The following is a 16351-nucleotide window of genomic DNA, read 5'->3' as shown; positions in this document are numbered from 1 at the left end:
CAAAGGAAAGAATTCTAAAATACTTTAGTTATGTGAAGGCCCTGGTAATTTTTGTTTTACTGTGTTTTATGGTTCAATCAGCCCTGTCTCAATTCATTGAAAATTTCGATGATGGCGATTTTACGCATAATCCTGTTTGGGTTGGAGATTCAGTTTTTTTTCAGGTAAACGACAGCAATGAATTACAAAGTCTTGGACCGGGAATTAGTACAGAAATCTATCTCAGTTCAAATTTTGAAATGAGCCCGAATTCAATCTGGGAATTTGAAGCCAAACTTGATTTTGCCACTTCATCGAGTAATTATGCAAGGTTTTATTTAAGTGCGAATCAAACTGATCTCAAAAACAATCTCCATGGTTATTATATTAAATTGGGAGGCGAAAGCGGTTCCGATGATGGCATAGACCTTTATCTTCAACAGGATGCAATTCATACGAAAATAATTGACGGTTTGCCCGGCTTTTTCGGTCGCGACAGCAATGCAATACAAATCAAAGTAATTAAGTCATTCCCGGGAGAATGGACGCTTTTCGCTGATACTTCTTTGCAAAATAATTATGTATTTCAAGGGCAGACTCATGATAATAGCATAGCCATCAAAAACAATTTAGGCTTTTATTGCAAACACAGTTCCACGCGAAGTGATAAGTTCTATTTTGATAATATTGAAATCAGGGATGGTCCATTTGAATTGATAGAATGTTCTGCTTTAAACGATTCAACAATTGAAGTAATTTTTAGTAATCCTATCGATACCTTCTCAGGGGCAAATCCTGCGAATTATTTCATTTCGAATGGAATTTCAATACTATCAGCTAATTATTTTCAAGATTCATTTCCAAACAGAATCATTTTGTATACTGATAAAAGGTTGAATGCCGGAAATTATACTTTAAGCCTTTCAAATATTTCTGACCGGCAAAACCAATGGATTCAATACGATTCCTGCACTTTTTCATTTTACCCCCTTCCTGAAATTTCCAAATTGCTTTTCAATGAACTAATGTATGATCCAATCCCGGTGGTAGGAATGCCCGATGTGGAATATGTGGAATTACTGAATATTTCATCGGGTACAGTAAATCTTAAAGGGATTAAATACAGCGATGCTACTACTGAGATTACCTTTTCAGAAGTTTTATTGGACAGTGGAGAACAGTTAATATTATGCTCCATTGAAGATACGGCTCTATTCCAATGGTATGGAAATGTATATGGGTTGGATACCTGGCCCAGCTTGAACAACAGCGGCGATGTATTAACTCTATTAAGCCCGGAGAATATTATCCTAGACCAAATTGCTTATGATGCAGGCTGGTCTGATGGCAGTGCCAAGGACGAAGGGGGCTGGTCATTTGAAAGGATTAATCCCTTTAAGAAATGTACTGATAATCAGAATTGGGCTTATTCGCTAAACAGTGCCGGAGGTACACCGGGTGAATTGAATTCAGTCTATAATCCCACACCCGATCTTAGCGGGCCAAAGCTGGAATTGATTGAGGTTTTCAATTCGACCTATCTGCGTCTTCAATTTGATGAAATACTAAAATCAGAACAAAATCCTCTCAATTTCATTCGATTGGAGCCAATTAATCAAATAAATTCATTTTTAATATTGGAAAATTTCATTGAACTATCACTTCTAAATCCATTGGATTCAGGCATTATCAATCAAATGCGCATCGACTCGGTATTTGATTGTGAAGGAAACCTTTCCTTGAACCTCAATGCCTCATTTGGAATTGGTAAAAGTCCGGCTTTATTCGATCTCGTAATTAGTGAAATAATGATTGATCCGGAACCACAGAATTCTCTTCCATCTACAGAGTACATAGAATTATTTAATACGTCGGATAATATTATCAGTTTCAATTCACTATTCATCATTTCAGAGGAAGATAGCGCAACCTTACCGGCGATTTCAATTTACCCCGGGGAATACCTAATTCTTTGCCCTTCATCCAAGTTTGAAGAAATGAGTGAAATTGCAAAAGCGGTCAAGTTGAGCCCCTGGACTTCCTTAAAAAATAATGAAGATAAAATTTACCTGAAGCTGGGGTCCATCACTATTCATAAAGTTCATTATTCTGCAGACTGGATTCGCGATACAGATAAAAGAGAAGGAGGCTGGAGCCTGGAAATGATGGATACAAACAATCCCTGTGCTGAAGAATCGAATTGGGATGCCTCAATCGATCCCGATGGAGGTACACCGGGCCGGATAAATTCTATCCAATATGATAAACCGGATCTTCTGCCGGCTCAAATAAATAATATCGAAATAATTTCAAATACTGAATTAGACATACATTTTAATGAATGGCTCGATTTCTCATATCTACATTTAGGAAATATTAATATAGACCCCGATAATGAAGTTAAAGCCATGAATAGCGATGAGAGAATTTCAAAAAAACTGATTTTGACGCTCGACAAAACATTAAAAAACAATACTGTCTATACTCTTTCGCTTGCTCAAATAGCCGACTGTGTCCACAACTTTAGCGATTTGGAAAAGACCTTTATCCTTCCCGAAAGTCCGGAAAAAAATGATCTTATCATCAATGAAATTTTATTCAATCCGCCTCAGGACGTATCGGAATACATTGAAATCTATAATCGCAGCTCAAAAAATATAAATCTTGAGAATACTATTTTGACTTATTACAATTTTGATGGACAGTTAAAATCCCAAAACATTATAAGTGAAGAAAATTATGTAATAAATGCCTTTGAGTTTCTTACGCTTTGTGAAGATTCGATTTCTATTATTCAACATTTTCCAAAACGAGGCTCGGCTTATTTGGAGTTGTCCTCATTTCCAACTTTAACAAATGAATCAGGTCAAATTTCCATCATAGATTCAAATCATGTGCAAATTGATTCAGTTTTGTACGCTGAAGAATTTCATTTTGAATTAATAGATGATGTAAAGGGCGTATCCCTGGAAAGAGTATCCTCTGAAATTTCAGGCTTACAGACCGATAATTGGGCCAGTGCAAGTGAGTCCTTTGGTTTTGGAAGTCCTGGTCTCTTAAATTCCAAGTCAATTGAAAGATTAGTTACAGATGATTTTGTCCACATCGAACCTCTTTTATTTTCTCCCGATGGGGATGGTTATAAGGACCTTCTTCACATTCGCTTTAATACAGATATTTCCGATGCCATTGTCAATATCAATATCTATGATACCAAAGGAAATCTCGTAAAAAATCTCGCCAATAATTCGACGCTTGCCTATAGCAATGATTTCATTTGGGATGGGATCAATGATTATGGAGAAAAATCAAAAATTGGCAATTACATAATACTCTTTGATCTTTTTGATTTGGAAGGAAACAGGAATAAAATTAAAAAAGTATTCAGCCTGGGGGGTCAGATTTAAGACTTGTTAATGTTTTCAAGTTTATTGCCGCAATTGCTGCAATAATTGTTATTCGCATCATTTTTTGTACCACAGTTGTCGCAGACATTGGTGAAATTTCTCGATCTGGTCAATTCTGATGTTACAATTCCTGTTGGGACAGCAATGATGGCATAACCGAGGATCATGATAATTGAAGCTAAAAATTGACCAATGACAGTTGAAGGTGCGATATCACCATAACCCACAGTGGTTAGAGTAACGACCGCCCAATAAATACTCCTCGGAATACTTGTGAATCCACTTTCAGAGCCTTCAATCAAATACATCAGGGTACCTAAAATGATCACGGAATTTAAAACTGCAAATAGAAACACCGAAATTTTAGCCTTGCTATTGACCAGTGCTTCTGATATAATTCTTGAAGCGCCCACATATTTTGCCAGCTTTAATATTCTAAATACACGCAATAAACGCAAGGTTCTGATCACTACGAAATAGTGTGTTCCGGCAATAAAAAATGCCAGATAGGTGGGGATCACAGCAATTAAATCGATGACGCCAAAAAAACTGCCCATGTATTTAAGCGGTTTGTGCGCACTGATAATTCGCAAAATATACTCGATTGTAAATAAAACGGTGAACATCCATTCTGCTGCTTTGAGATAAGGTCTGTATTCGCTCTCAAATTCACTTACACTTTCCAGCATAACAAGTAATACACTAGTACCAATTGCAAAAAGCAAAGCCACATCAAAGGCCTTCCCTGCCGGTGTGTCAGCTTCAAAAATTATAATGTATAGTTTTTCTCTCCAGTTCAAGGGCTATTATTATTCCTTATAAAAATCGATTAACATCGTAGCATCCTCAAATATTACCCCTCGATACATTCCGGGGGTATTAAATGAAAAAGCAAAATTGCCATCCTTATCAAGTGCAATTAAGCCTCCGGCTCCACCTGCTTTTATTAATTTGTTCTGAATAATTTCATCAGCGGCATCATTTATTGACATTCCCTTGTATTTCATAAGCGCTACAAGATCATAGGCCACAACATAGCGTATAAAAAATTCACCATGACCGGTACATGATACACCTGCCGAGCTATTATCGGCATAAGTACCACTACCAATTAGAGGTGAATCACCAATACGACCGTACTTTTTCATCATCATTCCACCCGTTGAAGTTCCGGCAGATATATTTCCTTCTTTATCCAAAGCTACGGCACCCACGGTTCCAAATTTATGATCTTCCACAGGAACATTCAGATAACCGCTGGATTCGTTGTTTTTTTTGGCTTTTAACCACGAGGCCTTAACTCTGTCTGTAATAAAGTATTCTGGCTCTTCAAATTTCAATTTTTCAGTTTTGGCAAATTTTTCTGCACCTTCCCCACTCAATAAAACATGTTTGGAATGGTCTTTAACTGCCCTGGCTGCATTAATTGGATTTTTTATGCCATGAACACCAGCAATTGCTCCCGCTTGCAGATCTTTTCCATTCATAATGGAAGCATCGAGTTCAACATTGCCCTCTTCGTTTAAGACTGCCCCTTTTCCGGCATTGAAATTTGGATCATCTTCTAAATGATTGATGGCAGCAATTATGGCTTCTTCGCTCGATTTTCCCTTTTTTATAATTTTATAACCTTTCATTAATGCATTTCCCATAGTCTCGATTAATTCCGCTTCTTTTTCGGGACTCATGTTCTCTTTTAAAATTGTTCCGGCACCACCGTGAATAACAAGTACTGCCTTTTTTGTGCTTTCTGAATACTGGCTTTGGGCAAAAAGACCAGCTGAAACAAGCGTCAGGATTAATAATGTATATATTCTGCTATATATTTTTGATTTCATTTTAAACTAATTTATAGTAAAAATTAAGTAAATCCTTCTGTGCTATTCATTGATTATTTGTATTTTCGGCATTTCAAGCTCAAGCGAAATTTAACGCTTGAATCACATTAAACAAAACCTCATAGAAATGGCTGAAGAGAAGCTAAGGTATTCGGACAATGAGTTAATAGAATTTGAAAAAATAATTCTTGATAAACTCAACAAGGCTAAGACCGAATTGGAGTACATAAAAGAGAGTTTGAGCCGAAAAAACGACGAGAGTACCGATAATACGATTAACAACATCAATACGCTTGAAGATAGTGCTGAAGCTCTTGAAAAAGAAAATTTAAATCAATTGGCTGGGCGACAGGTCAAATTTATTCAACAACTTGATGCTGCCCTTGTCAGAATTAAAAACAAAACTTACGGCGTCTGTGTAGATACAGGCAAGCTCATTGCCAAAGAAAGACTCAAAGCTGTCCCGCATACAAGGCATTCAATTGAAGCCAAACTCAAGCAGGATTAATTGGATTTTCTCCAGAATCACATTGAATCCCTGATTTTTTGTGCTCGGGAACCGATTACAATCGAAGAAATACGTTCTTGTCTGACGGAAATGTTTGATGCGGAGGTCCCCGAAAAAGATATTAGCAAATCCATTGAAATTTCAATTAAGAAATATTCTGATGAAGAATTTCCCTTTGAAATTGTTAAGTCGGGAGGTGGATATCAGTTTTTGACGAAGCCTTCCTATCAGGCCAGTATTTCGATTCTGTTAAAGCAAAAATCCAAAAAAAGATTATCGCAATCGGCCATCGAGACGCTTTCGATTATTGCTTATAAACAACCCATTACTAAATCCGGTCTTGAAGCTATAAGAGGTGTAGGATGCGACTATACAATTCAAAAGCTTTTGGAAAAAGAACTAATTGCAATTAAGGGAAAAGCAGAATCCGTTGGCCGTCCAATTTTATACGGAACATCAGATCGATTCCTTGATTACTTTGGAATAAATTCACTATCGGAATTACCAACCATCAAGGATTTCAAAACAGAAGATAATGAAATAGGCGAGGTTAATGAGGGATAATCCTATGAAAAAACCTTCTAGAAAAAAAGCAAGTCCTCGCTCCTTCCCCAAAAAAAAGAACCAGACAATTACACCTAAAGAAAACCTAAAACAGGAAAGTGCTGAAATTAGGTTGAATCGCTATATTTCTAATTCGGGGATTTGTTCACGAAGGGAGGCAGATAAACTTATAGCAGATGGTGAAGTAAAAGTGAATGGCAAGGTTGTTATGGAGCTTGGTACAAAAGTTGGAAAAGACGACAGGGTTGAATTTAAAGGTAAAGTCATACAGCCGGAGAAGTATGTCTATCTTCTTCTAAACAAACCCAAGGGATTTATTACTACACTCAGTGATCCGAAAGACAGGAAAACCGTAATGGAGCTTGTGTCAAAAGCCACTGAACAGCGAATTTACCCGGTTGGAAGATTGGATAGAATGACGACCGGTGTCTTGTTATTTACGAACGATGGTGATTTCGCTCAAAAGCTAATTCATCCCAGTATGGCTGTTCCAAAAATTTATGAAGTTGTTTTAAACCGGGCTTTAAAAGATGAAGACCTTGAAAAAATCAAAGAGGGAACCGAGCTTGAAGATGGTGTAGTAAAGGTAGATGACATCGCGATAGTATCAAGCGATGCCAAAAGTGTTGGGGTAAAAATTCATTCCGGTAAAAACAGGGTGATCCGCAGGCTTTTTGAACATTATCATTATCAGGTGGAAAAATTGGACAGGGTAATGTTTGCCGGACTCGATAAAAAAGGGATAAGCAGAGGCCAATGGAGATACCTCAGTGAAAAAGAAATTATACGATTAAAATATTTTCAATAAATTGGATTGTATTGTAAGACCAGATCAGGTGAAAATGGACAATAAAAAACCCCAAGACCTTGAATATTCAGGCAATTAATACTGAATACAGGCTTGGGGCTGTGGTGACGAGTGGAATCGAACCACCGACACAAGGATTTTCAGTCCTTTGCTCTACCAACTGAGCTACGTCACCGAATTGGCTTGCAAAGCTATTTAATTTTATAATAGTGACAAATACTTCAGGATTTTTTTAAACTTGGAAATGGCATATTTAGAACAAATAGGTTTTTTGATATTACTCGGAATTTCCGGATGGTTAATTTATAAGAGAGTAAGTTTCATTAAGAGAAATATAAATATGGGGCAGTCCTATAAACCCAAAGGGCCTTCCTCGGAGCGTTTCAAAAAAATGATGCTATTGGCTTTTGGCCAAAAGAAAATGTTTGACAAGCCGGTTGCAGGTATAATGCACTTCTTAATCTATATTGGCTTTGTGCTGATAAATATCGAAGTACTGGAAATAATTCTGGATGGTATTTTTGGTACTCATCGCCTATTTGCACCGGTTCTTGGCTCATTTTATAGTACTTTAATTAACTTCTTTGAAATTCTCGCCCTGGGAGTGATTGTTTCCTGCCTCATATTTCTTATAAGAAGAAATGTGCTGAGCATAGATCGATTTCATAAAAGTGAAATGACCGCCTGGCCTAAACTCGATGCAAACCTTATTCTCATAATAGAAATTGTTTTGATGTTTGCGATTCTATCCATGAATGCAAATGATCAAATACTTCAGAATGCAGGCGCTGAACATTATACAGAAACAGGTAGCTTATTTATTAGCGAAATGCTTATTCCTCTCTACAATGGCATGTCTGTCGAAATGAATTTGCTTCTTGAACGGTTTTTTTGGTGGATTCACATTGCGGGAATTTTTGCATTTGCAGTATATGTTACATATTCCAAGCATTTGCACATATTTATGGCATTTCCCAATACTTACTTTAGCAATCTTTCTGCAAAGGGGAAAATTAAAAATATGGATGACGTCAGCAATGAGGTAAAAATAATGCTGGGAATGCAACAGCCGGAAGGCGATGCGCCTCCCCCTTCGAGTTTTGGTGCCAAAGATGTAAATCAGCTTAGCTGGAAAAACTTAATGGATGCATATTCCTGTACCGAATGCGGGCGTTGTACAGCGGAATGCCCGGCTAATATTACAGGTAAAAAGCTCTCACCCAGAAAAATTATGATGGATACCAGGGACAGAATGGAAGATGCTGGAAAACACGGTTTGGAAAATGGTAAATTTCTTTTGGGAGACTTTATCAAAGAAGAAGAAATTATGGCTTGCACCTCCTGCAATGCCTGTGTTGAGGCATGCCCCGTAAGTATCAATCCACTTGAAATAATATTGGAGCTGAGAAGGTATAAAGTCATGGAAGAATCCAAAACACCTCCTGAATGGACGGCCATGATGACAAATATTGAAAATAATTTTGCACCCTGGGCCTTTTCTCCTTCAGACAGGTTTAATTGGGCCAATGAATTAAAATCAGAAAATTAATATGCCGGAAGAAATAAAAATACCAACTATGGCAGAATTGGCTGCTGAAGGTCGTAACCCGGAGATACTTTTTTGGGTGGGCTGTGCAGGTTCATTCGATGACAGGTATAAAAAGGTTACCAAAGCCATCATTAGGATACTCAACAAATTAGACATCAATTTTGCCGTATTAGGAACTGAAGAATCCTGTACGGGAGATCCGGCCAGAAGAGCTGGCAATGAATTTCTTTTTCAAATGCAGGCCATGTCAAACATTCAGGTTCTGGATGGTTATGGAATAAAGAAAATTGTTACCGCTTGCCCTCATTGTTTTAATACATTAAAAAACGAATACCCCGATTTGGGAGGTAATTATGAAGTGCTTCATCATTCGCAATATCTGCAGACACTGATCAAGGATGGAAAGCTAAAAATTGCAGAAGGTGGAAAATTCAAAGGTCAGAAGATTACCTTTCACGATTCGTGCTACCTGGGAAGGGCAAACGGTGTTTATGAAGCGCCAAGAGCGGTAATTGAAGCACTGGATGCCGATCTTGTTGAAATGAAACGCTGCAAAACTAAAGGCTTATGTTGTGGAGCAGGTGGCGCACAAATGTTTAAAGATGCAGAAGCCGGAAATAAGGAAATTAACATTGAAAGAACGGAAGAAGCGCTTGAAACTGGTGCTGAAGTAATTGCAGCCGCTTGCCCCTTTTGTATGACCATGATGTCTGATGGAGTTAAAAATAAAGAAAAAGAAAAGACAGTGAAGGTATTGGACCTCGCTGAACTAATTGATCTCAATTAATGTATATTTTTAGTGAAAAACGATGAATTAAAGCACATACCGGACAATTCCAGAATTTGGATTTTCGCTTCTCCTCAAAAAATAAATGAGGAAATTAGAGATGAAATTCTGGATTACATCGATGTTTTCCTTGGGCGGTGGAAAGCGCATGGCAAGGAATTGAAGTCTCATAAATTATTTGTAGATGGTCATTTTCTGATAATTGCGGTGGACGAATCATTCGAAAAAGCCACAGGCTGTTCCATTGATTCGCTAAATCATTTTATTTCCGAAATTGAAAAAAAGTACAAATTAGACCTAACAGACCGATCAAGAGTTTATTATCGTTCAGAGCATGGGATAAGTTCTATTGCATTCTTAAAAATCAAAGAACTTGTTCACAGCGCTGGAATTGATGAAAACACCCTTATTTACAATAATTCAATTGCAAAAGGTTATGAACTGAAGGACAAATGGTGTCTTCGAGCCGAGGATTCATGGTTAAACAAATATTTTCAAAAAACTCCGCTTAAATGATTATTTTTGAAGGTCGGAAGATAATTCTTTTGCCTTAAGGTAGAATTACTTAATTTTCCGGCTTATTTATTCGAAAATCGTCCTAACGAGAACTATAAATACATTATGAGAAGTACTAATTACGCCTACTTACTGATTTTCGCAATTCTTGCAAGCGCCTGTTCAAGCGATTTGCATAAAATGGTCAGAAAGGGTAATAAAAAATTTGAGAAAGGTGAATATCAATTTGCTATAAGCGATTACGAGGAAGGCCTCGCAGATGGTGCTGATACAGCCATCGCCTCTTTTCAAATTGCCGAATCTTACCGATTGTCAAATAGAATTAGAGAAGCAATTCCTTTTTACGAAGCTGCTTTGAGATCCGGAAGGGCAGATGAAGCCACTAAATTTCATCTTGCCAATGGTTATAAAACAGTTGGAGAATACGATAAAGCCAAGAGCTTATATCAGGATTACATAGATGAGGGTGAAGATAGAGGAAGAAAAGCTGCCGCCAAAGCATTTTTAGAAAGCATTGATAAAATAAAGCAAATCCAATCGAAGAAGACTTACTATGAACTTAGTAATCTTGATATTGTAAATACCCCCGATGCAGAATACGGAACTGTATTCTATAATCAGGAAATGATATTTACAACCGATAGAAATTCGGAAAATATATTCCCCGCTACAGGAGAGGGCTTTACAGGCATTTACAAATTCAAATTTGATGATGCCTCAGAGAAGTCAGGTGTGGCAGTTCCACTGGCCGAACAGTTTAATACAGATAAAAGGCATGAAGCCAGTGCGACTTTTTCTAAAAGACGGAAAACAATGGTTTTCGCAAGAGGTAATGACGGTAGAAAAAAAGGCGATCAGGATGTGAATCTTTACATTTCAAAAAACAAAAAAGGGGAATGGTCTGAGCCGGAATTATTACAAATTTCAGATCCCAATGCCTGGGATGCCAGCCCTGCATTTTCACCCGATGGAAGAACCTTGTACTTTGCCTCCAACCGAGAAGGTGGCAGAGGAGGAATTGATCTTTATATGTCTAAAATGGACAGAAGAGGCAATTTCAGAAGAGTAAGAAATATGGGAAAAGCTTTGAATACTCCGGGCGACGAAATGTTCCCTTATGTTTCTGATGACAAGAAATTATACTTTGCATCTAATGGTCATCCCGGAATGGGTGGTTTGGATGTTTTTGAAGCTGTACGCGATGGCCGAAATATCGAAGTAACAAATATGGGCGTGCCATTAAATTCTTCTTATGATGATTTTGGATTAATTTTTATCAACGAAAAAGAAGGATACATAACGTCAAACCGAGAAGGCGGAAAAGGTGATGATGATATTTACAAATTCATTAATAACAGTCCTGATTTCAAAGTTGCCACTTACTATGTTGCCGGTGAAATCATTGATGGCGCAACTGGTGACCCTCTTCCAAATGCAAGAGTGAAATTAATGGATTCAAGGGGTGAGGTCATTTATGAAGGTACTGCGAATGAAAACGGGGAATTTAGAAATGAAGTAAAAACAGGTGTAAATTATACTGTTGTGGCAGAGAAAGAAGATTATTTAACCGCAAATGATGTATTTTCTACAGTTGGTAAAACTGTCCCACAAGAAGATTTGCCTGATTTTGAAAATGATGTTGACATTAAATATACTTTGGGGCTGATCAAGAAAGAGGTTAACAAAGTTATTGTTCTTGAAAACATTTATTATGATTATAACAGTTCTGACATTAGAGATGATGCAGCTGATGAACTCGATAAACTCGTAACCTTATTAAAAGACAACACCGATATGAGAATTGAATTGAGTTCTCATACTGATGCAAGAGGTGATAGCAAATACAATCAAAAACTCTCTCAGAAAAGAGCTGAGTCGGCTGTTGAGTATATGACCAATAATGGCATTGACGAAACCAGAATGATCCCTAAAGGATATGGTGAATCTCGTCTGATAGTTGAAAATGCAGAATCAGAAGAAGAACATCAGAAAAACAGAAGAACAGAATTTAAAATTCTCGGATTTGATGTTGAGCAGGAAATTCAGCCCATCCAACAGGAAGAAGAAGGTGGTTCTGAGAATGAATAATAAATTCTAACAGAAAATTTTGGCCTCTTCCTTTATTGGAAGGGGCTTTTTTATTTCTTTGTCTTATGAATGAAAGATATTCCAAACGCGGGGTTTCAGCATCAAAAGAAGATGTACACGAGGCCATTAAGCATCTCGATAAGGGAATATTTCCAAATGCATTTTGCAAAATAATTCCGGACTATCTAAGTGATGATGATGAGTACTGCATTGCGATGCATGCCGACGGGGCCGGTACTAAATCTTCATTGGCCTATTTGTATTGGAAAGAAACAGGAGATCTGAGTGTTTGGAGAGGCATAGCTCAGGATTCGATTATAATGAACGTCGATGACCTCTTATGTGTCGGCATAACAGATAAAATGCTCTTGTCATCAACCATTGGTAGAAATAAAAATCTTATTCCGGGTGAAGTACTTAAGACATTGATAGAAGGTACCGAAGAGGTACTGGAAATGCTTCGATCACATGGGATAGGAATTAGAAGTACCGGTGGTGAAACCGCCGACCTTGGAGATCTTGTGCGTACCATTGTAGTAGATAATACTATTACTGCCCGGTGGCCACGAAATCAAATTATTAGCAATGAAAAAATCAAGGCTGGGCAGGTAATTGTCGGTCTTGCTTCTTTTGGGCAAACCAGTTATGAAAGCGAATACAATGGTGGAATGGGTAGCAATGGATTGACTTCCGCGCGACACGATGTGTTCAAGCACGACTATGCCCACAAATATCCGGAATTGTATGACCCTTCTGTCCCTGATTCCCTTGTGTTTTCAGGAAGCCGTTCAATTGAGGATAATTTTGAAGACCTTCCGGTTAATATCGGAAAACTTGTTTTATCACCAACCAGAACCTATGCTCCTGTAATAAAAAAGGTTTTGAATGAAGTAAAATCCGGGATTGGTGGAATAATTCATTGTTCGGGAGGCGCGCAAACTAAAATCCTGCATTTTATAGAAAATTTGCACATTGTAAAAGATAATTTATTCGATACTCCCCCATTGTTCAGATTAATTCAATCCGAAAGCAATACGGAGTGGAAAGAGATGTATAAGGTATTTAATATGGGCCACAGAATGGAAATATACTGTGATGAAAACTGTGCCCTACAAATAATTCAAATTGCTAACAGCTTTAACCTGGAAGCAAAATTAATTGGTGAAGTTAAATCATCGAATAAAACTGAACTAAGCATTAATAGTCCATACGGAGACTATCATTACTAATAAAAAAGCCGGCATTCACCGGCAATTTTTGTGTCATTATATTTTCTTAGGATTTATCCGGCTTGCTCTAATGCCTCTGCACCACCAACAATTTCCAGAATTTCTTTCGTAATAGCGGCTTGACGTGTTCTGTTATAAGTCAATCTCAACTCTTTTAACAATTCACCAGCATTATCCGTCGCCTGTGTCATGGCAGTCATTCTCGCTCCATGTTCTGCAGCATTTGAATCCAGTAAAGCTTTAAATAATTTAATTCGCAGAGAATTTGGGATCAATTCTTTGATAATATAATCTACCGAAGGTTCGAAAATATAATCGCCTGGAGAATTATTCAGTTCTTCATCTACCGGTGGGATAACCGGAAGGAATTGTTCTTTTGTGAGTATTTGCGTTGCTGCATTTTTAAATTGATTGTACATGATATGCACTTCATCAAATTCACCTTTAACGAAGGATTTCATAATATAATCTGCAACATCACCAACATTTTCAAAATCAAGACTGTCAAACAAATGAACATATCTTTCATCGTATCCCAATTCATTTTTTTTGAGATAGTCTCTTCCTTTTTTCCCGATTGGTAAAATATTGATGTTCGCTGCGGGATATTTTGAACGTAATTCTTTAATCGTTTTTACAGTGAACTTATTGATGTTACCATTAAACGGTCCGCAAAGTCCTTTATCTGAGGTAATATGAACCAAAAGAATATTCTCAACGGGTCGCACTCTTGTGAATACGCTCTGAAGCTCTTCTGAGATCAAACTGACATTTCCCAGAATTTCATCAAGTTTTTGCGCATAGGGCCTCATCTGAGTAATCCTATTCTGCGCTTTTCTCAATTTTGCAGCAGAAACCATTTTCATGGCTTTGGTAATCTGCTGAGTTGAGTTTACCGATGCAATTCTGCTTCTTACCTCTTTTAAACTTCCCATCTAAATTATGATAGTTTTGATGCGACTTCTTTTGCGTATTTCTCCAATACCGAAGTAATACTTTCATCAAGTTTGCCGGATCTTAACCCTTCAAGGGTTTCTTTGGCCTGAGCTCTTAAAAGTTGAATATAATCTTCCTGAAACTGACTTACCTTATCCAATGGCACGGCATCAATAAATCCCTTTGTAGAGGCAAAGATCATTGCTACCTGTTCTTCTACAGGAATTGGGCTGTATTGACCCTGCTTTAATATTTCCTGATTTCTTCTTCCTCTTTCAATTGTTCTTTTGGTCGCTGCATCAAGATCGGATCCAAATTTGGCAAATGCCTCTAACTCCCTGAATTGTGCCTGATCGAGTTTTAAGGTACCTGCAACTTTTTTCATTGATTTTATCTGAGCTGCACCACCTACTCTCGACACCGAAATACCAACGTTAATTGCCGGCCTGATTCCGGAATTGAATAAATTAGATTCCAGGAATATTTGGCCATCAGTAATGGAAATAACATTTGTTGGAATATAGGCTGAAACATCTCCGGCTTGAGTTTCAATAATCGGAAGAGCTGTTAAAGACCCTCCACCTTTCACCTTTTTCTTTAATGATTCGGGCAGGTCATTCATTTCTTTAGCGATACTGTCGTCTTCAATGATTTTTGCTGCACGTTCCAACAGTCTGGAGTGTAAGTAAAATACATCACCGGGATAAGCTTCACGACCGGGAGGTCTTCTCAACAAGAGTGAGACTTCACGATATGCCACGGCTTGTTTTGATAGATCATCATAGATTACCAATGCCGGTCTTCCGGTATCTCTAAAGTATTCCCCAATGGAAGCCCCTGCAAATGGCGCAAAGAACTGCATTGGCGCAGGATCAGATGCAGCTGCACTTACAACTGTTGTATATTCTAAAGCGCCGTATTTTTCAAATACAGATACAACCTGAGCAACTGTACTTGCTTTTTGACCGATGGCTACATAAATACAATAAACCGGTTCACCTTTGTCGTAAAATTCTTTTTGATTAAGGATAGTATCGATTGCTACAGCGGTTTTACCAACCTGACGGTCACCGATGATTAATTCCCTTTGCCCTCTTCCAATTGGGATCATTGCATCAATAGAAACAAGACCGGTCTGCAATGGCTCATTTACTGGCTGTCGGTAAATTACTCCAGGAGCTTTTCTTTCAAGTGGCATGGTAAATTTTTCGCCTTTAATAGGCCCTTTACCATCGATTGGTTGTCCTAGTGTATTTACCACACGTCCGACAATTCCTTCTCCTACTTCTATTGAAGCAATTTGTTTAGTTCTTTTTACGGTATCTCCCTCTTTGATTTCTTTGGATTGCCCAAATATTACAGCTCCAACATTATCTTCTTCAAGATTGAGAACCATAGCTTTTTGACCATTTTCAAATTCTAAAAGTTCTCCTGATTGCGCTTCTGTTAAACCATAAATACGCGCTACACCATCACCTACCTGAAGTACTGTTCCTACTTCTTCAAGATCAGCTTCACTTTTGTAGTTTGAAAGCTGTTCTCTGAGTATGGCTGAAATTTCATCCGGTCTTATTTGTGCCATGTTATATTAATGAATTATAAGATTGATCAATTAGGTTTAATTTAAGCTGATTCAGTTTTTGACGTATCGATTCATCGATTTGGCGATCATTCATTCTGAGAATAAAACCACCGATCAATTCCTGATCAACTTTATCCGACAAGTCAACTTTTTTGCCAAAGCCTTCTTCAATAATTTTTGCAAATTGATTCCTTAATGAATCATCGAGTGCAATGGCTGTGGTAATACTTGCCTTATTAATATTTTTATATGTAAAGTATTGATTTTCAAATTCTCTCGCGATGGTTGTCAAATTTGCAGCCCTGCCTTTTTTGCAAACCAATTGAAAGAAATTTATAGTAAGGTCGTCTACCTTGCCTTTAAAGATTTTATTGAGAACTTCATTCTTTTTATCAAACCCTATAATTGGATTGGACAATACTACTCTCAAATCGCGACTGGATTTCACTGCCCTGGTAAATAAGTCGATATCAGACTTTATCTTCTCCTCAATTCCTCTTTTTACAGATTCTTCGAGCAGTGATTTTGCATATCTAAGAGCGACCTTAATTTCAGACATG

General features: G+C 37.6%; 14 protein-coding genes and 1 tRNA gene. 9 read left to right on the top strand and 6 right to left on the bottom strand.

Translation table 11 applies throughout. The annotated features are described in order from the left end of the window. Positions 1–32 precede the first annotated feature (32 nt). On the top strand, positions 33–3386 hold the full coding sequence (locus HZR84_09200; GenBank protein ID QNL22104.1) for a lamin tail domain-containing protein: 3354 nt from the start codon (positions 33–35) through the stop codon (positions 3384–3386). On the opposite strand, the gene HZR84_09195 is transcribed toward HZR84_09200, so the two are convergent. Both HZR84_09195 and HZR84_09190 read right to left on the bottom strand, forming a co-directional pair. Further along, on the bottom strand, positions 3383–4186 hold the full coding sequence (locus HZR84_09195) for an ion transporter (protein QNL22103.1): 804 nt from the start codon (positions 4184–4186) through the stop codon (positions 3383–3385). The two genes, HZR84_09200 and HZR84_09195, sit on opposite strands and share 4 nt — an antisense overlap. A 9-nt stretch (positions 4187–4195) precedes the next feature. Next, a complete protein-coding gene (locus tag HZR84_09190) occupies positions 4196–5224 on the bottom strand; it encodes an isoaspartyl peptidase/L-asparaginase (protein ID QNL22102.1) in 1029 nt (342 codons plus the stop codon). Positions 5225–5351: 127 nt separating this feature from the next. Between HZR84_09190 and HZR84_09185 the strand changes: the two genes are divergently transcribed. The 3 genes from HZR84_09185 to HZR84_09175 are packed head-to-tail and all read left to right on the top strand — an operon-like array spanning position 5352 to position 7104. Continuing rightward, the gene (locus HZR84_09185) at positions 5352–5732 is read left to right on the top strand and encodes a TraR/DksA C4-type zinc finger protein (protein QNL23230.1); all 381 of its coding nucleotides are present in this window, start codon (positions 5352–5354) and stop codon (positions 5730–5732) included. Beyond that, positions 5733–6296 (top strand): SMC-Scp complex subunit ScpB, encoded by a 564-nt coding sequence (gene scpB, locus HZR84_09180; protein ID QNL22101.1) that lies wholly within the window; start codon positions 5733–5735, stop codon positions 6294–6296. Between the two features lie 4 nt (positions 6297–6300). After that, on the top strand, positions 6301–7104 hold the full coding sequence (locus HZR84_09175; protein QNL23229.1) for an rRNA pseudouridine synthase: 804 nt from the start codon (positions 6301–6303) through the stop codon (positions 7102–7104). Between the two features lie 102 nt (positions 7105–7206). Here HZR84_09175 and HZR84_09170 read toward each other — a convergent pair. Next, positions 7207–7279 (bottom strand) — tRNA-Phe (locus HZR84_09170). Positions 7280–7348: 69 nt separating this feature from the next. On the opposite strand from HZR84_09170, the gene HZR84_09165 reads away from it, so the two are divergent. From HZR84_09165 to HZR84_09145, 5 genes are all read left to right on the top strand, one after another. Then, positions 7349–8653: a (Fe-S)-binding protein gene (locus HZR84_09165; protein QNL22100.1), complete on the top strand. Its 1305-nt coding sequence runs from the start codon at positions 7349–7351 to the stop codon at positions 8651–8653. A 1-nt stretch (position 8654) separates the two neighbouring features. Continuing rightward, the gene (locus tag HZR84_09160) at positions 8655–9440 is read left to right on the top strand and encodes a (Fe-S)-binding protein (GenBank protein QNL22099.1); all 786 of its coding nucleotides are present in this window, start codon (positions 8655–8657) and stop codon (positions 9438–9440) included. Positions 9441–9452: 12 nt separating this feature from the next. Next, a complete protein-coding gene (locus HZR84_09155) occupies positions 9453–9956 on the top strand; it encodes a hypothetical protein (GenBank protein ID QNL22098.1) in 504 nt (167 codons plus the stop codon). A 105-nt stretch (positions 9957–10061) separates the two neighbouring features. Beyond that, positions 10062–12044 carry an OmpA family protein gene (locus HZR84_09150; GenBank protein QNL22097.1) on the top strand — a complete coding sequence of 661 codons (1983 nt, stop codon included), beginning with the start codon at positions 10062–10064 and terminating at the stop codon, positions 12042–12044. 65 nt (positions 12045–12109) lie between these two features. Beyond that, entirely contained in the window at positions 12110–13273 is a 1164-nt protein-coding gene (locus tag HZR84_09145) for a phosphoribosylformylglycinamidine cyclo-ligase (protein ID QNL22096.1), read from the top strand. 53 nt (positions 13274–13326) lie between these two features. On the opposite strand, the gene atpG is transcribed toward HZR84_09145, so the two are convergent. The 3 genes from atpG to atpH are packed head-to-tail and all read right to left on the bottom strand — an operon-like array spanning position 13327 to position 16350. Beyond that, positions 13327–14208 carry an ATP synthase F1 subunit gamma gene (gene atpG / locus HZR84_09140; GenBank protein QNL22095.1) on the bottom strand — a complete coding sequence of 294 codons (882 nt, stop codon included), beginning with the start codon at positions 14206–14208 and terminating at the stop codon, positions 13327–13329. Positions 14209–14213: 5 nt separating this feature from the next. Beyond that, entirely contained in the window at positions 14214–15791 is a 1578-nt protein-coding gene (locus HZR84_09135; protein ID QNL22094.1) for a F0F1 ATP synthase subunit alpha, read from the bottom strand. A 1-nt stretch (position 15792) separates the two neighbouring features. After that, the gene (atpH, locus tag HZR84_09130; protein ID QNL22093.1) at positions 15793–16350 is read right to left on the bottom strand and encodes an ATP synthase F1 subunit delta; all 558 of its coding nucleotides are present in this window, start codon (positions 16348–16350) and stop codon (positions 15793–15795) included. Position 16351: the final 1 nt, after the last annotated feature.

Origin of the sequence: Hyphobacterium sp. CCMP332 (genome assembly GCA_014323545.1) — a bacterium.
GTDB lineage: Bacteria > Bacteroidota > Bacteroidia > Cytophagales > CCMP332 > CCMP332.
Note: the sequence above shows the minus strand (reverse complement) of the source record. Positions and strands in the feature narration are given on the sequence as shown.